The organism is Paenibacillus sp. GbtcB18, from assembly GCF_019091125.1.
Taxonomy (GTDB): Bacteria; Bacillota; Bacilli; order Paenibacillales; family NBRC-103111; genus Paenibacillus_F; species Paenibacillus_F chitinolyticus.
This window is the reverse complement of record NZ_JAGXJX010000005.1, coordinates 47,897-66,233: the sequence shown is the minus strand read 5'-3', so window position 1 is coordinate 66,233 and position 18,337 is coordinate 47,897. Positions and strand designations below refer to the sequence as shown.

Here is an 18,337-nt window from a genome sequence, read left to right as displayed (position 1 = left end):
TTAGCCCATGTGCTTGATGATTTCGTCGCCGAACTCGGAGCACTTGATTTTAGTCGCGCCGTCCATCAGACGTGCGAAGTCATAAGTAACGGTTTTCGCGTCGATTGCGGACTCGATACCTTTATAGATCAGGTCAGCCGCTTCCTGCCAGCCCAGGTGCTCAAGCATCATAACGCCGGACAGAATAACGGAACCCGGGTTAACCACGTCAAGTCCGGCATACTTCGGAGCCGTACCGTGAGTCGCTTCGAAAATAGCGTGGCCTGTCATGTAGTTAATGTTCGCTCCCGGTGCGATACCGATACCGCCAACTTGTGCCGCCAGAGCGTCGGACAGGTAGTCGCCGTTCAGGTTCAGGGTTGCGATAACTTCAAAATCAGTCGGACGAGTCAGGACTTGCTGCAGGGCGATGTCGGCGATCGCGTCTTTTACGACGATTTTGCCGGCTTCTTCGGCTTCTTTTTGAGCCTGGTTAGCAGCGTCGGTACCTTTTTCTTCTTTGATTCTGTCGTATTCGGTCCATGTGAATACTTTATCGCCGAACTCTTTCTCGGCAAGCGCATAACCCCAGTTTTTGAAGGCACCTTCGGTGAACTTCATGATGTTACCTTTGTGAACGAGCGTAACGCTCTTGCGGCCGTGCTTGATTGCATATTCGATAGCCGCGCGGATCAGACGCTCGGAACCTTCTTTGGAAACCGGCTTGATGCCGATACCGGAAGTTTCAGGGAAGCGGATTTTGTTCGCGCCCATTTCTTTTTGCAGGAATTCGATGACTTTCTTCACTTCTGGGGAACCTTCTTGATACTCGATACCCGCATAGATGTCTTCCGTGTTCTCACGGAAAATAACCATGTCAACCAGCTCAGGGTGTTTAACCGGGGAAGGCACACCGTTGAAGTAGCGAACAGGACGCAGGCAAGTGTACAGATCCAGTTCTTGGCGAAGCGCCACGTTCAGGGAACGGATACCGCCGCCTACCGGTGTAGTCAGAGGTCCTTTGATGGCTACGATGTACTCGCGGATAGCTTCGAGCGTATCGTTCGGCAGCCAGTTGTTGTAGGTGTTGAACGCTTTTTCGCCGGCAAATACTTCGTACCATGCGATTTTCTTCTCGCCTTTGTAGGCTTTCTCTACAGCCGCGTCCAGAACGCGTTGGGAAGCTGCCCAGATATCGGGACCTGTGCCGTCACCTTCGATGAACGGGATGATCGGGTTGTTCGGTACGTTCAGCTTACCGTTTTCAATCGTAATCGCTTGTCCTTCGGTAGGCAGTGCATAATTTTCAAATTTCGGCATGTTAATATCCTCCTAATCGATTATAAGATCATAGCTTGCGCACCCGGTTTAACTGCGGGCGCACGCAAAGAGAAAGCCGGATTGTCCGGGCGGGGGATGGCTCAGCCATTTCTCCCGCAGCCGCCCGTCTTCATTGCCGGCCTGCTTATTTAACGTTCTTCGATCGGAATGTACTTCTGATTCGTAGGGCCTGTGTATTCGGCACGAGGACGGATCAGACGGTTGTTGTCGTATTGCTCCAAGATGTGAGCAGTCCAGCCGGATGTGCGGCTGATGGCGAAAATCGGCGTGAATAAATCACGAGGGATTTTCAAGGACGTATAAACGGAAGCGGAGTAGAAGTCGACGTTCGGCTTCAAGCCTTTCAGGCTTGTTACCAGCTCGTCGATCTGAATGGACATTTGGTACCACTTGCCAAGACCCGTCGATTCCGTCAGCTGCTGGGACATCTTCTGCAGATGCTTCGCGCGCGGATCGCCGTTCTTGTAAACGCGGTGTCCGAAGCCCATAACCTTCTCTTTGTTCTCCAACATCTTGTTGATGTAAGGAACGACGTTATCCACTTCGCCGATATCCTCGAGCATCGCCATTACGGCTTCGTTCGCGCCGCCGTGCAAAGGCCCTTTGAGGGTGCCGATTGCGGAAGTGATGCCGGAGTAGATGTCCGTCAGCGTCGCCACGGTTACGCGTGCCGCGAACGTGGAAGCGTTAAGCTCATGGTCGGCATGAAGCACAAGCGCCTTATCCAAAGCTGTGATAGCGGTTTCATCCGGCTCTTCTCCAGTAAGCATATAGAGGAAGTTTGCAGCCAGGGACGGGTATCCTTTGGAAGCAAGAGGCTCTTTGCCTGCACGGATGCGGGCGAAAGCCGCAATAATCGTCGGAATTTGCGCTTGAAGCTTGATCGCCTTGCGAACGTTGGATTCGCGGCTCATCTCGTTAGCTTCTTTATCATACAAAGCAAGAGCGGATACAGCCGTACGGAGCGCTGCCATCGCGTTTGTATCGGAAGGATACAATTTAATTTGTTCAAGAACCTGGTCCGGAATGGAAGAACTCGCATTTAAATCGCTGCGGAGCTGGTCCAACTCGGCCTGATTGGGCAATTTGCCGAACCAAAGCAGGTAAATGACTTCTTCAAAGGAGGCATTCTCCGCCAAATCATCGATATCTAGACCGCGATAAGTCAACACACCGTCCACGATGGAGCTGATCGACGATGTTGTGGCAACAATACCTTCCAAGCCTTTGGTAGCTGTCATGGAAACCTCTCCTTATTTCACTGGATTGACAAAAACTGCGTTAGCTTTCTTACTAATAATAAAGGATTTTGACCATTATGTGAAACAAAAGCCCATAAAACTTCATTATCAGTACAATAAATAAACTTTCTTGCATCATTCGTGCACATTCGCCCGGTTTGTGGTCTATACTCGGTATTGGTACAATAGGAACCGGAGCAGCCGACAAATCGGCCATTCTTTTATCATACCACATTGCTCACAAATTTTCTCGTATATAGGAGCCCGAACGCATATGAACAGCAGCCGCTACGCCATTATCGACATCGGATCGAACTCGGTCCGTCTGGTCATTTACGAAGTGACGCCTCCGGGCGCCTACCGGATTCTGCATGAAACGAAAGAGACGGCCCGTCTGTCCGAGCGCATCGGCGAAGACGGAGCGATGACTCACGACGGCATCCTGTCCGTCGTGCCGCTGCTGCGCCGTTTCAAACGGATATGCGGCGCCTATTCCGTCGATTCGGTGAAGGCTGCCGCTACGGCCGCTATCCGCAATGCCGCGAACGCCGAAGATATCGCGCGGGAGCTTGCGGAGCGTTCCGGCATCGTCATCGACATTCTCTCCGGCGAAGAAGAAGCCCGCCTCGGGTTTCAAGGCGTGGTCAGCACGCTCGACGTCCGGGACGGGTTCATCGTGGATATCGGCGGCGGAAGCACCGAGATCACCCTTTTCCTGGACCGCAAACGGGTGAACAGCGTTTCCTTCCCGTTCGGCGCCGTGACGGCTGCCCGCGAGTACACGCCTGGCGGAATCGTCCGGCCGGAACGGATCGAGGCGCTCAAGGCGCTCGTCCGGGACACGATCGACCTTCACCCCTGGATCCGGGAGCATGCGCAGCTGCCCCTGATCAGCCTGGGCGGAGCCGGGCGGGCGCTGGCGAAGCTTAACCAGAAGCGCGTGGATTACCCGCTCCCGGTGATGCACAACTATGAGCTGGAGGAAAACGACCTCCAGAGCTACATGGACCTTCTCCCGTCCCTTCCCGTGGAGAAGCGCAAAAAGCTCGACGGCCTGTCCAAAGGACGCGCCGATATTATTGTTGCCGGAGTCGTCCTCCTTCACTCCGTTTACCGGCAGACTTCCGCAGCGCGGATTATCGTGAGCAGTGCGGGGCTGCGCGACGGCCTGTTCTACGAAACGGCCATGCCGGAGCGGCTGCCCATCACCGATGTGCTGCAATTCAGCGTGGACAACATGCTGAAGCTGCACACGCCTCTGCCGCACGATCATCTCCGCCGCGCAGCCGCCCATGCGGCAGCCTTGTACGATGTGCTGGCGGATAGCGCGCCCGAGCTGCAGCCCCGCCACCGTTCGCTTCTTCACGCCGCAGCGCTGCTGCAGCGGATAGGCTACACGGTGGGCAGCTACCAGCACTGGCGCCATACGTTCCACCTCATCACGGAATCCCGCATCGACGGGCTTACCCACCGGGAGATCGTGCTGTGCGCCCTGATCGCCACCTTCAAAAACAAAAACCGGACCCGTCAGCAGGCGCTTCCTTTCGCAAGCGTGCTGGACAGGTCCGATGAAGACATCGCGGCCAAGCTCGGCTCTCTTCTCCGCCTGGCCTCCTCCTTGGATTACGGCGAGAACGGGAACGTCGCCGAACTGGACGTGCGTTTCGTTCCGGGCGAGCTGCATTTGCATCTGCTTTGCAAAGAGCAGGACCCGTCGGAAATCGGAACGATCGAAGAAACCGCGGAGGAGACCGGAAAATACTGGTCCTTTACCGCGTATATTCACGCTTCCGCACTTTCCACCGATTAATATTCATGGCATCGAACTGGCTTCTCACTTTAGGCCCGTTTTCAGCCGCCCGGATATAATTTCCTCCGGGCTGCAGGAAACGGGCTTTTACATTGTCCTGCAGACATAATTCAAGCAGATGGATCACACTCTGCTGCAGCTCTTCGTCCCTGACGGGGCACATCAGTTCAATCCGCCGCGTCAAGTTGCGGGTCATCCAATCGGCGCTCGACAAGTAGACGTCGGGGCTGCCACCGTTCTCGAACCAGTACAGCCTCGAATGCTCCAGAAAACGGTCGACGATACTCCGCACGGTGATGTTTTCGCTCAGATCCGCAACGCCGGGACGAAGAACACAGACCCCTCGCACGATTAGGTCGATCTTCACGCCCGCCTGCGAAGCCTCGTACAGCGCGTCCACCACTTCCTGATTCGAAAGCGAGTTCATCTTGGCCACGATACGCGCCGGCTTGCCGGCACGCGCGTGGCGTCCTTCTCTTTCGATAAGCTCGATAAGCCGCGTCTTCATATCCGCGGGAGCGACAATAAACGCCTGCCAGTCATGAGGCGACGAATAGCCGGTCATTTCGTTGAACAAGGCCGAGGCGTCTTCGCCGATCACCTGATGGCTCGTAAACAACCCCACATCCGTGTACAGCTTGGCCGTGTTGTCGTTGTAATTGCCGGTTCCGACATGGACATATCTCCGGAGGCTTTCCTGCTCCTGACGGACGACCAGCGTGATTTTGGCATGGGTTTTGAGTCCGACCAGACCGTACACGACATGGCACCCCGCTTTTTCCAGCTTTCTGGCCCAAGCGATATTCCGTTCCTCGTCAAAACGGGCTTTAAGCTCGACGACGACCGTCACCTGCTTGCCCGATTCTGCCGCTCTGGCCAGCGCTCCGATAAGCGGCGAATTTCCGCTTACGCGGTACAACGTCATTTTAATGGCAAGCACGTAAGGATCGTCGGATGCCTGCAAAATAAAATCCGCCACCGTATCGAAGCACTCGTAAGGATGATAAAGCAGCACATCCCGCTCCCGGATCACCTCGAAAAAATCGTCCGTATGCTCAAACTCTTCGGCGTAAACCTGCTCCAGGACAGGATAGTACAAATGGGCGCGCCCGCTGACCAGCTGAGGCAATTGCTTGATCAGGTAAGTCAAATCGATCGGGCCGTCGATTTCGAAACAGCCTTCTCCGATTTCAAACTCATCCCGCAATAGTTCCAAGGCATAGGGGTGGATTCCTTTCTCCACCTCGAGCCGGACAGGCGCCCCCCATCTGCGCTGCTTAAGCTCCTTCTCGATCTCTTCCAGAAGGTCCTCCGCGCCTTCCTCGTTCAGAGTCAAGTCCGCATTGCGTGTGAGCCGGAAACCGTTGACGGCGATGGGCTTATACCCGCTGAACAAAGACTCGATATGATGCTTGATCAGCTCCTCCATCCGGATAAACTCCAGCTTCTTACTGTTGGTGCGCACGGGCACCCGGACAAGCCTGCCCAGATTATGCGGGACTCTCACAATGGCGAAATACGTGCGGAGGTCCGTCGGCACACAGCTTTCCAGAACGACGGCCAAATAATTGGACTGCGTGTGCACCAGCGGAAAAGGACGACTCTGGTCCACGGCCATCGGCGTCAGCACGGGAAATACGATTTCATGAAAATAGGTGTCCATTTCCTTCTGCTGAGTGCTGTTGAGTTCATCGTAGGAAGGGAAAAAAATTCCCTCGCGGGCCAATTGGCGTGTCAAATCGCGAAAAGTTTTATACTGATCCGCTACCATGCGGTTCGCTCTCTTCAAGAGACGCTTGAGCAGACCGGACGGCGTATAGCCGGTGAAGTCTTTTTTATGATAGCCGGCTTTCATCTGGTCCAGAATTCCCGCTACCCTTACACTCATAAACTCATCCAAATTGCTGGATACGATGGACAGAAATTTTGCTCTTTCGAGCAGCGGAGCCGTCGGGTCCTGAGCTTCTTCCAGCACGCGGCGGTTAAACTCGATCCAGCTCAAATCACGGTTTACATACTTATAGCAATCGTTGCTTTTAACGCCTTCCGTCTTTTGCTTGTTTTCCACGGAACCCCAGCTCCCACTTGTCTGCAATTTCTATTCGATATCTCTATTGTACAAGGGTTGTTCAGGGGGCATGTTCGCGCTGTATTTTTGTTATGTTAATTTTATGTAAAAGTTTCGAGGAATGTTTTCTCCGTATTAAATTCGCCCCGTTTCGGCGTTCAGCCAAGGATTTACTCCGATAAAGTCGAATAGAACGAAGCAGAATCTTTACGCTTTTTCAGGCAAAAGAGATATTAAGAAAGGAGATATCCGTATGAAAAAGCGCATAGTCTATCCACAGACGCAGATTCAGCAGAGGCTTGTTGCGGGTATTGTTTCTCAGAACTTAAGTCGGAACCTAAGTCAGAACTTAAGACAGGCACGGTCCTATAATCGGGGAAGTTCAGAGAAACACTATACTTGCTCCTTGTGATTTAGGAATTCATCCGGTCCTGTAGTAAACTCATTTCGAGCCAGAAAGAGGAAGCCTATGAGAGTGTTCAATCCGTACCTGCTGCACAAAATTTTCCGGGGAGCTCTGGTCCTGCTGTGCCTCGTGGCGGGCTGGCTGCTGCTGCGGTACGTGTCCCCGCTGATTTATCCCTTCATCATCGGCTGGCTGCTGGCCTATGTACTCAATCCGATCGTCAACATGCTGCAGCGGAAGGCCAAAATGCCGCGCTGGCTGTCCGCGACGCTGGTCATCCTTCTATTGATCGCCATCATGGTTACAGCCATGACCCTGCTGGTGACGAAAGTGATCGTAGAACTGGGAACGCTGGCCGAAAATTTACAAAGTATGATCAATGGCTGGAAAGATCAGGCGAGCGAATTTTTGAATTCGGCCTGGTTTCAGGGGATTGTCGGGCAGTTAAACGATTTCATGAAAGCCAACAATCTGGATCTCAGCAGCAACCTCAGCTCCGTTACGGGGACGATTGCCGATTTCAGTTCCAACGCCTTAAAATATATCGTCAACTCGCTGATTCATATCATCCAGTCCCTGCCTAACATAGCGACCGTGTCGATCATCGTGCTGATGGCGACCTTCTTTATCAGCAAAGACTGGTACCGTCTCGTGATGCGCTACACCATGCTGGTACCGGAAACCGTCCGCAAAGCGACTCGTCTCATTTCCAGCGATCTGCAGAAGGCGCTGTTCGGCTTTATGCGCGCTCAGCTTATTCTCATTTCCCTGACGACGGTCGCGGTCATTATCGGGCTGATCATTCTGCGTGTGGATTTCGCCGTCACCATCGGCCTTCTGATCGGCTTGTGCGATCTGATGCCTTATCTCGGCACCGGAGCCGTCCTCGTTCCGTGGATCATTTACTGCTTTTTCAAAGGCAACCTCTTCCTCGGAATCGGTTTGTCCGTCCTGTACGGCCTGATCGTCGTAGTGCGGCAAATAATGGAGCCCAAAGTGCTCGCCTCAAGTGTAGGGCTGGATCCGCTCGCCGCCTTGATCGCATTGTTTGTGGGACTTAAGCTGTTCGGCGTCGTAGGACTTATCCTCGGCCCCGTGCTTATGGTAGTCCTCACGGCGGTCTATAAAGCGAAAGTCTTTCACGATATTGCCCGTTACATAAAAAATGGCCCGGCCGCGAACACGGAGGTTCGCTGACCGGGCTTTTTTTTCGACCTGCTTAATCGAAAACGGCGAAACGGCGCAGTTTGCCGTATCGCCTCTTCCGTATTTCATTTTACCTGCGGTTAATAAACATGAACCGTCCGTTTCTCATCAGCTTCTGCAGCAGAACGAGCAGCCCCATTTTAAACAAGGACCGTGTGAACGGAAGCACCAGAAGCAGCCCCGCCAAATCGGTAAGGAAGCCCGGCACGATCAGCAGCAGTCCGCCGACAAAGATGCAGACGCTGTCCAGCACGGAATCCGTCGGGTTCTGGCCCACAGACAGCTGATTGCGGGCGTAAGGCAGGAAACGGGACGCTTCCTTTCTCACGATAAGAGCCCCAAGAAGACCCGTCAGCAGAATCAGCCCGAACGTCATCCAGCCCCCAATCAGATGGGCCATACCGATGATACAAGCGATCTCAAGGACCGGCACGATAATAAAGACGGCAAGCGCAATGCGTAACAACGGCTATCCACCCCTTTGCAGCCATTCGTATAATTCAGGCACTTCTTTATCTATACGTACAGGCTTCCAAGAAAGATTCACCCAAGCATGCCTCGTAAGGCCCGTTACAAGAAGTTCTTCTCCACGCCGCACTTCGTACTCAAACTCCAGCTTCACCGTCGTGTAGCTTGTGACACGGGTCAGAATCGTTATCTCGTCGTCATATCGGGCCGGACGCACATATTTCAGTTCGGCACCGACGACCGGCAGCAGCAGCCCCAACTCCTCCATCCGCTTGTACGGAAACCCTTTGTCCCGGATATATTCCGTGCGGGCGATTTCCAGCCAGGTCAAGTAATTGGCATGGTAAACGACTCCCATCTGGTCGGTTTCCTGATACCTGACCCGGACGCCGTACGGAAACCATTCGCGTTCCTTCGTCGCTTCATTCGACACAGCCCTTCCTCCTGTCTTCATCGTTTGGGAATTTCGGATGCAATTCACTGTCCCCGCAGTTTGAAAAAAAGAGTGAACCCGCACCAGGCGGACTCACTCCTTTCTTATCCGAATCGCTTACAGGACGCGCGCACGTCCCGAGTACACGATGCCTACTTCAGGGAACAAGGTGACTTCCATGTCGTCCTTGATCAGGTCAAGGGCACGGTCGACGCCCACGATAACCGGGATACCCAGGCTCAGAGCCACTACTGCGGCGTGGGAAGTAATCCCGCCCACATCCGTGATCAGACCTGCCGCACGCTCGATAGCCGGCATGTAATCCTTGTCGGTCGTATTGGTAACCAGGATAGCGCCGTCTTTCATTTTGCTGACCGCTTCCTCGGCCGTTTCGGCCGTCACGACAACGCCTTTCGCGTGCTGGGTGCCGATACCGGTTCCTTTGGCGATCATTTCGCCGACCTGGTGAACCTTCATCAAGTTCGTAGTACCGGAGCTTCCGATCGGCACGCCGGCCGTGATCACGACGATATCGCCGAGATCCACATAGCCTTCACGGATGCTTCCGTCGACCGCTTGCTCAAACAGCTCGTCCGTCGTTTGCGCGTCCCCGTGGAGAAGGACAGGCTGCACGCCCCATACGAGGTTCAGACGGCGCATAACCTGCGGGTTGCGTGTTACCGCAACGATCGGCGCCTTCGGACGGTATTTGGATACCATTCTTGCGGTATAGCCGCTTTCCGTAGCGGTTACGATCGCTTTGGCATCCAGTTCAAGAGCGGCGTTCGCAACGGATTGGGAAATGGATTCCGTGACCGTCGTTTGCAGCGCGTGCGCTTGACGCAGGAAAATTTCGCGGTATTCCAGAGCCGCTTCCGCACGCTGTGCGATGCGGGACATGGTTTCTACCGCTTCAACCGGATATTTCCCGGCAGCCGTCTCGCCGGACAGCATAACCGCGTCGGAGCCGTCGAACACGGCGTTAGCCACGTCACTTGCTTCGGCACGGGTCGGGCGCGGATTGCGCTGCATCGAGTCAAGCATCATGGTCGCGGTAATAACCGGTTTGCCGACCAGGTTACACTTCTTGATCATCTGCTTCTGTACAACCGGTACGTCTTCCGGCGGAATTTCCACGCCAAGGTCGCCGCGGGCAACCATCAGGCCGTCGGAAACTTCCAGGATTTCATCCAGGTTGTCAACGCCTTCCTGGTTCTCGATCTTGGAGATGATCTGGATATGCGAAGCGTTGTGGCGCTCAAGCAGTTCGCGGATTTCAAGCACGTCGCTTGCTTTACGGACGAAAGAAGCGGCGATGAAATCGATGCCCTGCTCGATACCGAATATGATATCGTTAGCGTCTTTTTCCGTAATACCCGGCAGCGAGATGCTGACGCCCGGAACGTTCACGCCTTTTTTGCTTTTAATCGGACCGCTGTTCACGATGCGGCATTTGATATCGTTTCCTTGAACGGCTTCAACCGTCAGACCGATCAAACCGTCGTCGATCAGAATCGTGTCGCCGGGCTTAACGTCATCCGCCAGGCCTTCATAAGTCACGGACACGCGTTCACGATCTCCGAGAATTTCCTCGGTCGTCAGAGTAATCATCTCGCCTGCTGCCAATTCGATCGGTTCTTCTTTCAGCTTGCCGAGACGGATCTCGGGCCCCTTCGTATCCAGCAAAATGGATACGTTACGGCCTCCGAGTTCTTCGCAGGCAGCGCGGATATTTTTGATCCGGCCGCCGTGCTCTTCAAAATCGCCGTGAGAGAAGTTCAGTCTCATCACGTTCATTCCTGCCGTTACGAGCTTCTTAAGGTTTTCTTTGGACTCGCTTGCCGGTCCGATCGTACATACAATTTTTGTCTTACGCATGGTTACCCTCCTGAGTAAATGTGTATCTGCCGATTTGTCTGAATTTCAGGTACCTGTCTTCTTTAAGTTCCTCTTCCGACATTGCTAACAGCGGCTGCATGTGCTCCAGAACGGCCGCTTTAATATTCGCTGACTGGAGCTCCAGATCACGATGGGCACCACCCTGCGGTTCAGGGACGATGCTATCGATAACGCCTAATTCCGCAATATCTTTGGCGGTGATTTTCATCGCTTCGGCGGCTTGCAGGGATTTGGATGCATCGTTGTACAAAATGGATGCGGCCCCTTCGGGACTGATAACCGAGTAAATGGCATTCTCAAGCATCAGCACCCGGTTGCCGACGCCAAGCGCGAGCGCTCCGCCGCTACCCCCTTCGCCGATCACGACGCAGACGACAGGCACGCGAAGACCGGCCATGACAAGCAGGTTGCGCGCAATCGCTTCCCCTTGGCCCCTCTCTTCGGCGGCGTTGCCCGGAAACGCGCCTTTCGTATCGATGAACGTAATGACGGGACGGCCGAACTTGTCCGCCTGTTTCATCAGACGAAGGGCTTTACGGAAGCCTTCCGGATGCGGAGAGCCGAAGTTGCGGGCAATGTTGTCCTTCGTGTCCTTGCCCTTCTGATGACCGACAACCGTAACGGGAAGCCCGTCCAGCTTGGCGACGCCGCCGATAATGGCCAGATCGTCCCCATACAGACGGTCTCCGTGAAGCTCCACGAAGTCCGTAAAGATTCTCTCTATGTAGTCGATCGTCGTCGGACGCTGCGGATGCCGGGCAAGCTGCATTTTCTCCGATGCGGACATCGTGGAATACAATTCCTGCTGCAGCTCGGCATACCGTTCCTCAAGACGCCGGATTTCATCCGTGAAATCGATTTTCTTTTCTTCACCGAAACGCTTCAGTTCGTCAATTTTGCTGCGAAGCTCGGTCAGTGGCTGCTCAAATGACAATTCACCCGCCATAATTCGCATCCCCTTTCATCACGTGCATATCAAGCAGTTTGATCAGCATTGTCCGCATGTCTTTGCGGGCCACGACCTTGTCCACCTGTCCGCGCAGAAGGTTGAATTCCGCGGTTTGGAAGTTGTCGGGCAGTTTCTGCCTGATCGTCTGCTCGATGACACGCCGGCCGGTAAAGCCGAACGATGCCGCGGGCTCCGCGATAATAATATCGCCGAGCATGGCAAAGCTTGCCGAAACCCCTCCGAAAGTCGGATCGGTAATGACGGAGATAAACAAGCCGCCTTCTTCGTCCAGCTTCTGAATAGCCGCGCTCGTTTTAGCCATTTGCATCAGACTGAGAATGCTCTCCTGCATGCGGGCACCGCCCGAGGTCGAAAACAGAATGAGCGGATACTTCTTCTGGATGGCGCTCTCGATGGCGCGTGTCAGCTTCTCGCCAACGACGGAACCGAGGGAGCCGCCCATAAAGTCAAAACTCATCGCGCCAAAGACGACCGGATATCCGCCGATCGTACCTTCACCGGTAACGACGGCATCCTTCAGGCCGGTCTTGTCCTTCGCTTTGGTGATTTTATTCTCATAATCCGGAAAACTGAGCGGATCTTCCGAAACCATGTTCTCGTCATACTCGAACAGACGCCCTTCATCGAGGGTCATCGTCATACGTTCCATCGCATTTAATTTGTAATGATAATTGCAGGACGTACAGACTTTCAAGTTCTTCTCAAGCTCTTTACTGTATTGAATAGTTCCGCAGCGCGGACATTTATTCATCAGCCCTTCGGGTATATCGCGTTTCGCTTTCTCGGAAGGGATAGTTGCATATTTGCGTTTCTGAAAAAGATCCTTTAGCACATTTGCACCTCTCTGGCTTACAATTTCCGCTCCAGCCGTTCGCTGCGGAGGTTTCGTAAAACACGCCTTCGCAACCGCTGCGGTCAGCGATGTAAAATGGTGTTGAGTACTTCTTGAACCTCTTCCACTTCACCCTCGGGAACCACGATTTCAAATTGGTTCTTGGTCATGGAGATTGCTCTGATTTGGACCAGAAACCCCTCCTCCGACAGGCGTTGCTTTATACGCTCCGCAATTTTGGCGGTGGGGGCAATATAAATCACGGTCCACATGGGGATATACCTCCTCAACAGTACCCGGGTAAAATGGATAGCGCCAAAATGAAAATGACGCGGCAGCGTATCTCTAGCCTTCACTTTCCGTTCTCGCAAGTCTATACAATGGAATAATGATAACACAACCTCTAATTTTACCGCAAGGAAGGGTTGTCTTCCACAGGAGGACGCGGATGAATTTACATCGGTTACGAAGAATGGAAAAAGAAGGATTAAACAAGCCGCACTGCCGCATTCATAGCCCGATTACCAAGGCATTTCCCCTGTGAGATATTCCCTAGCCTGCATCTCCCGACAAAAAAAACTTCCCACGCCCGCGGGCTGGTGAAGTTTTTGTGAATCGGACACGCAGACGTTATCGCCGCGGTCCAGGCCGCTTCGCCTAGGGCGGCGCTCGACCGTTCGGACACCTGCCGCAGTTAAATCCGGCTATGCAGGCTCTTTCGTATACGCACCGGTCTCGCCGGTTTCGCTGGTTTCGCAAAGTTCCTCGATATAAGCCGAATCGGGTTTGTTTTGATGAGCGATTCTGGCGAATGCCGCTGCGGCCAGCCCGGCCACGAGATCGTCGAGAAACACGTGAATCTCCCGCCGATGGTCGTCGAGATCGCGGTTAACGCCTATTTTCCGCTTATCCAGATAGCCGAAGCTCGTCAGTCCGATCATACCATACACATGTACAATTCCCAAAGCCGGCGTCTCGTCCCCCCCGTACAGGGGCTCGTCCGCTTCCAAAATGCTTTGCAGCGGTTCCGGAAGAAGCTTGCGTTCCGTCAGCTCGTCCAGTGCGATACCGGTCATCAGGGTGTGCTGTACTTCGCGTTTGGCAAGCACCGTCATCACGCTCTCCAGGCAAACCTCTGTCGTCAAAGCCTTGTTATACGGCTTCTGGAGCTGAGAACGATTTCGCCAATACTTTCCGCGGTTACACCTCTTTCCCGCAGCATTTGCAGCACCAGTTCCGCACTCATGCTACATTTCTCCCTTATCCGGCTGTTAACGCGCGGCCGCGGACAGGCTGTCGTTTTTGGCAGTTTTACAAATATATGCCGGAAAATGGAGGATTATTTCACCTTTACACAATCTTTGCCCATCAGCTGTTCGATCGAACGGAACAGCTCCGGAGAAGGCTTGACGCGGTATTGGCCGCTCAAAGCCAGCAGCCGCTGGGTGCGCTCGTAAAACAGCGCGACTTCCAGCGGACCCGCGTGAAGCTGCAGCAGCTCCTGCAGCTTCACAAGGTTATGCGGCTCTTCCATATGAGCCGCAATCTTGACGTACACCCGCTGCCGGGGCGTCCCGGCGGGTGTGCCCTGCGCGGCGGGGCGCCGTGACTCATCCGCAGGCTTGGCTGCGGATGAGCGCTGCGGATGAGCGCTGCCGCGGTCTGCGGCTCGCCCGGACGAGCCGGGCCGGCCTGCGTCCGCGCCGGTCGAGCCCGCGTGAGCGCTGGCTCCGCCGCCCGGACGCGGGCCGCCGTCTTGCCCGCCGCGGGCTTCGCCGGCTGCAGGGCCGGGCTCTCCGGCGCCATAGCCGACGGCTCCGCGGCGTGTCTCGCGCACCACGCTGGAGCCGCGCGCAGAGCCTGCGGAACGGCCGGGCGCCTGCGCGCCTCCGGTGGCCGCGTCCGCCCGGCCGCTGCCTTCGGCAGCCCGTGCGCCGCCGCTTACGCCCGCTCGGGCGCCGGCTTCTCCGCCCGTGCGCGTGCCGGCGCCCGGGCTCACGTTCGCGCCGCTGCCTGCTCCCGGGCCTCCGCCCGGCTGCCCGCTGCGGGCGTTCCCGGCCGCAGCGCCGCGCCCTCCTTGGGGCGCAGCTCCGGCTCCCCGCGGCGCACTGCCGCCGGAGGCGGATTGGCCGCCCGGACGCAGCGGGCGGCGCTGCCAGCGGCGGACGGCCGGATCGTCCGGCGCGGCCAGCGCTTCCGCCAGCAGCTTCGGCGGATCTTCGTCCTGCAGTTGAAGCTTCGCTTTGACAAGGACGACGCTGCCTTTCTGCACGAGCGGAGCATGTTTTTTCCACGCTTCCGGGAACAAGACCACTTCGACCCGCGCAATCCGGTCTTCCAGATCCATGAAGGCCATAGGCTGGCCTTTCTTCGTGACGATCGTTTTGCTGGAGACAACCATACCCGCCACGATAACTTCGCTGTTATCGGCATAATCCTGCAAATAATGCAGCGGGTCCGCTTCCAGGTCCTGCAACAGCTCTTGATGGTCATCAAGCGGATGACCGGATATATAAAGTCCCAGCAGCTCACGTTCATACTCCAGCTGCTGTGTGCGGGAAAGCTTGGCAACCTGCGGAATCTCCACTTCCCAGTTCGGTTCCTCAACGAAGCCGAATAAGTGAAGCTGCAGATCATCCCGCTCTTTCCGCCATTTCACAGCCGCCTCCACCGTATCGTCCAGCATAGCGACAAATTGGGCTCGGTGACCGGGAAAGCCGTCAAGCGCCCCTCCCTGAATGAGAGATTCGATCACGCGTTTGTTGCAGACGCGCAGATCTACTCTCCGGCAGAAATCGAGCAGGCTTTCGTAAGGTTTCTCCCGCCGTTCCTTGAGAATCGCTTCTATAGCGTTCGTGCCGACGTTTTTGATCGCCGCCAGGCCGAAGCGGATGGCTCCCTTACCGCCATGAGAAGCGCCGGCATCGCTCTTGGCGGATCCCCCGGAATCCCCAGTTATCCGGTTTTCTTCCTTGGAACGAATGCTTTCGGCCCTAACGGCGGCTTCCTCGGAGTTCTTATCTCCGTTGTCCGTCCCTGCATGCCCTTCGCCTGTCTCTTCCGCAGCTTGCGGGGATGCTTTGGGAGCGACAGGCGTAAAATTAACGCCGCTCTCATTCACATCCGGCGGCAGCACTTCAAGCTTCATCCGTCTGCATTCGTCGACATATTCGGCCGTTTTCCGGTGATTACCGACGACGGCCGTCAGCATGGAAGCCATAAAATGCCGCGGATAATGTGCCTTTAAGTACGCTGTCTGGAAAGCCAGCACGCCATAAGCGGTTGCATGCGCACGCGGGAACCCGTAATCCGCGAACCGGACGATCATGTCATAGACGCCGTTCGCCTCTTCCTCCTTATAGCCTAACCCGACGCTGCCTTCCACGAAGTGTGCGCGCTGCTCGTCCAACACTTCGCGCTTCTTCTTGGAAACGGCACGACGGAGCAGGTCCGCTTCGCCGAGCGAAAATCCCGCCATGACCGAAGCGATCTGCATGATCTGCTCCTGATAGACGATAATGCCGTACGTATCCTTAAGGATCGGCACCAGCGCTTCATGCGGAATCTGCGGCTGCGTCAGCCCGTGCTTGCATTCGATGTACCGGGGGATAAACTCCATCGGACCCGGACGGTACAAGGCGTTAACGGAAATGATATCTTCAAATCCCGATGGCTTCAAATCCCGAAGCACCTTGCGTATTCCCGGAGACTCCAGTTGGAAAATACCGGTTGTCTCCCCTTTCCCGAGAAGCTCGTACGTCAAAGGATCGTTATCCATGTCCAGCTTCGCCAAATCCAGCTTGATGCCTTCCTGCTCCTCAATGGATTTCAAGGTCCGCTCGATGATGGACAAGGTCCGCAGGCCGAGAAAATCCATCTTCAGCAGACCGATGGCCTCCAAATTCTCCATAGAGTATTGGGTCAGCGGTGTTTGGCCGGTTCCCTCCTGTAAGGGAACATAGTGTGTCAGCGGTTCGCGCGAAATGACAACTCCCGCGGCATGTGTCGAAGCGTGACGCGGCATGCCCTCGACACGTTTCGCCATATTCAGCAGTTCTGCGGTTTTAGGCTGTTTCGCGGCCAGCTCCTTCAGATCCGGGTTTACTTTGAGGGCCGCTTCCAGCGTCATGCCGAGCTGTCCCGGAATCATTTTCGCGGCGCGGTCCACTTCGTTGTACGGAACGTTCAGCACCCGGCCCACATCGCGTACGGCGGCCTTGGCGGCCATCGTCCCGAACGTGATGATCTGAGCGACGTGTTCCTGCCCGTACTTCTGCACGACATAATCGATAACTTCGTCCCGCCGCTCGTCGTTAAAGTCAATATCGATATCCGGCATCGTGACCCGCTCCGGGTTCAGAAAACGCTCAAAGAGCAGCTTATACCGGATTGGGTCCACATCGGTAATCCGGAGCACGTACGCAACGAGACTTCCTGCGGAAGACCCCCTTCCGGGTCCCGTCATAATACCGTGCTCATGCGAGAAGCGGATAAAATCCCAAACGATGAGAAAATAATCCGAGAATCCCATGCTCTCGATAACGCCAAGCTCGTAGGAAAGCCTCGTCTCCAGCGTCTGCCGGTATTCCCCCTGCAGGTCATTCCAGCCCGGCTGATTTTCGTAGCGCCGTGCAAGCCCCTCCGTGCACAGCTCCCTGAGGTATTCTCCCGCGCTGAGCCCCTCGGGGATCGGTTTGAATTTCGGCAGGATGGACTGGTCGAAATTCAAAACCAGTTCGCACTTCTTCGCCACAAGCAGCGTATTGTCGAGCGCCTCGGGTACATGTGCGAACAGCTTGCGCATCTCGTCTTCGCTTTTCAGGTAAAGCTGGCTCGTCTCGAACTTGAGCCGCTGGGGATCGTCCACCGTCTTGCCGGTTCCGATGCACAGAAGCACATCCTGCACCACATGATCCTGTTCCCTGACGTAATGCACGTCGTTGGTGGCGACAAGCGGGATGCCCGTCTCTCGGCTCAGCTCGATCATGCCTTGCATGACTTTTTTCTGCTCGATGGACCCGTGATCCTGAATCTCAAGATAAAAATCTTCGCCGAAAATAGAACGATACCGCTCGGCGGCCGCTTTTGCCTGTTCCTTGCGGTCGTGAAGCAGATGCTGGGACACCTCTCCCCCCAGGCATGCGCTCAGACAAACAAGCCCTTCCGAATAGCGGGCGAGGTGGTCGTGATCAATGCGCGGTTTATAGTGGAACCCTTCCAGATGACCGACCGAGCACAGCTTCATCAGGTTCTGATAGCCCTGCATGTTTTTGACCAGCAGAATGAGATGATAGATCGGCTGCTCCTGCCGCGTTCCCTTGGTGCGGATCGTCCCTTCCGTAAAATAAGCTTCGCAGCCCAAAATAGGCTTGATGCCCTTGGCCCGGCACGCCTTATAAAACGGTACAGCCCCGTACATGACGCCATGATCCGTCAGCGCAAGTGATTTCATGCCCAGCTGCGAGGCGGTTTCCACGAGGTCCTGAATGCGGGCGGCCCCGTCAAGCAGGCTGTATTCACTGTGAACATGCAGATGTACAAACGAATTCATGGCCATTACTCCTCCGAAACTTCCTTTCTTCTATTCTATCACAATTTTCAAAAAGGCGAAAATGCGTTCGCCCCGAAAAAAATTTAACCTCCGTCCCGTTTTTATCTTTTAAAAAAACCGCCTGCACCCGAAA

13 protein-coding genes are annotated in these 18,337 nt (G+C 55.1%); 2 read left to right on the top strand and 11 right to left on the bottom strand.

The window, feature by feature from the left end:
* Together icd and citZ are read right to left on the bottom strand one after the other, a co-directional pair.
* Positions 1-1,299, bottom strand: a complete 1,299-nt coding sequence (icd, locus tag KVT34_RS16100; RefSeq protein WP_217559830.1) for an NADP-dependent isocitrate dehydrogenase — start codon at positions 1,297-1,299, stop codon at positions 1-3.
* A 149-nt stretch (positions 1,300-1,448) separates the two neighbouring features.
* A complete protein-coding gene (citZ, locus tag KVT34_RS16095; RefSeq protein WP_042231153.1) occupies positions 1,449-2,561 on the bottom strand; it encodes a citrate synthase in 1,113 nt (370 codons plus the stop codon).
* Positions 2,562-2,835: 274 nt separating this feature from the next.
* On the opposite strand from citZ, the gene KVT34_RS16090 reads away from it, so the two are divergent.
* A complete protein-coding gene (locus tag KVT34_RS16090) occupies positions 2,836-4,371 on the top strand; it encodes a Ppx/GppA family phosphatase (RefSeq protein ID WP_217559829.1) in 1,536 nt (511 codons plus the stop codon).
* Here the strand turns inward: KVT34_RS16090 and ppk1 are convergent.
* Positions 4,331-6,439, bottom strand: coding sequence for a polyphosphate kinase 1 (gene ppk1, locus KVT34_RS16085; RefSeq protein WP_217559828.1), 2,109 nt, complete (start codon positions 6,437-6,439; stop codon positions 4,331-4,333). The two genes, KVT34_RS16090 and ppk1, sit on opposite strands and share 41 nt — an antisense overlap.
* Positions 6,440-6,908: 469 nt before the next feature.
* Here ppk1 and ytvI point away from each other — a divergent pair, with 469 nt between their 5' ends.
* Complete coding sequence (gene ytvI, locus KVT34_RS16080) at positions 6,909-8,042, top strand: sporulation integral membrane protein YtvI (RefSeq protein ID WP_217559827.1); 1,134 nt, start codon at positions 6,909-6,911, stop codon at positions 8,040-8,042.
* Positions 8,043-8,121: 79 nt separating this feature from the next.
* Here ytvI and KVT34_RS16075 read toward each other — a convergent pair whose 3' ends face one another.
* From KVT34_RS16075 to KVT34_RS16040, 8 genes are all read right to left on the bottom strand, one after another.
* Positions 8,122-8,517: an FxsA family protein gene (locus KVT34_RS16075; protein ID WP_217559826.1), complete on the bottom strand. Its 396-nt coding sequence runs from the start codon at positions 8,515-8,517 to the stop codon at positions 8,122-8,124.
* A 3-nt stretch (positions 8,518-8,520) separates the two neighbouring features.
* Positions 8,521-8,952, bottom strand: coding sequence for an acyl-CoA thioesterase (locus KVT34_RS16070; RefSeq protein ID WP_217559824.1), 432 nt, complete (start codon positions 8,950-8,952; stop codon positions 8,521-8,523).
* A 117-nt stretch (positions 8,953-9,069) separates the two neighbouring features.
* A complete protein-coding gene (gene pyk / locus KVT34_RS16065; protein WP_217559823.1) occupies positions 9,070-10,830 on the bottom strand; it encodes a pyruvate kinase in 1,761 nt (586 codons plus the stop codon).
* Entirely contained in the window at positions 10,823-11,797 is a 975-nt protein-coding gene (gene accA, locus KVT34_RS16060) for an acetyl-CoA carboxylase carboxyl transferase subunit alpha (RefSeq protein ID WP_217559822.1), read from the bottom strand. Before accA ends, pyk begins: the two co-directional genes overlap by 8 nt.
* Positions 11,787-12,653 (bottom strand): acetyl-CoA carboxylase, carboxyltransferase subunit beta, encoded by an 867-nt coding sequence (accD, locus tag KVT34_RS16055; protein WP_217559821.1) that lies wholly within the window; start codon positions 12,651-12,653, stop codon positions 11,787-11,789. The genes accA and accD overlap by 11 nt, the downstream gene beginning before the upstream one ends.
* 83 nt (positions 12,654-12,736) lie before the next feature.
* Positions 12,737-12,925, bottom strand: a complete 189-nt coding sequence (locus tag KVT34_RS16050) for a hypothetical protein (protein ID WP_009676703.1) — start codon at positions 12,923-12,925, stop codon at positions 12,737-12,739.
* Between the two features lie 432 nt (positions 12,926-13,357).
* Positions 13,358-13,798 (bottom strand): phosphatidylglycerophosphatase A, encoded by a 441-nt coding sequence (locus KVT34_RS16045; RefSeq protein ID WP_309244099.1) that lies wholly within the window; start codon positions 13,796-13,798, stop codon positions 13,358-13,360.
* Positions 13,799-13,992: 194 nt separating this feature from the next.
* Complete coding sequence (locus KVT34_RS16040) at positions 13,993-18,204, bottom strand: DNA polymerase III subunit alpha (RefSeq protein WP_217559820.1); 4,212 nt, start codon at positions 18,202-18,204, stop codon at positions 13,993-13,995.
* Positions 18,205-18,337 lie beyond the last annotated feature (133 nt).

Excerpts from the sequence above, each read along its gene's own strand:
- pyk (WP_217559823.1), bottom strand. The coding sequence starts at position 10,830 with ATGCGTAAGACAAAAATTGTATGTACGATCGGACCGGCAAGCGAGTCC.
- icd (WP_217559830.1), bottom strand. The coding sequence starts at position 1,299 with ATGCCGAAATTTGAAAATTATGCACTGCCTACCGAAGGACAAGCGATT.
- citZ (WP_042231153.1), bottom strand. The coding sequence starts at position 2,561 with ATGACAGCTACCAAAGGCTTGGAAGGTATTGTTGCCACAACATCGTCG.
- ytvI (WP_217559827.1), top strand. The coding sequence starts at position 6,909 with ATGAGAGTGTTCAATCCGTACCTGCTGCACAAAATTTTCCGGGGAGCT.
- KVT34_RS16090 (WP_217559829.1), top strand. The coding sequence starts at position 2,836 with ATGAACAGCAGCCGCTACGCCATTATCGACATCGGATCGAACTCGGTC.
- KVT34_RS16040 (WP_217559820.1), bottom strand. The coding sequence starts at position 18,204 with ATGAATTCGTTTGTACATCTGCATGTTCACAGTGAATACAGCCTGCTT.
- KVT34_RS16050 (WP_009676703.1), bottom strand. The coding sequence starts at position 12,925 with ATGTGGACCGTGATTTATATTGCCCCCACCGCCAAAATTGCGGAGCGT.
- accA (WP_217559822.1), bottom strand. The coding sequence starts at position 11,797 with ATGGCGGGTGAATTGTCATTTGAGCAGCCACTGACCGAGCTTCGCAGC.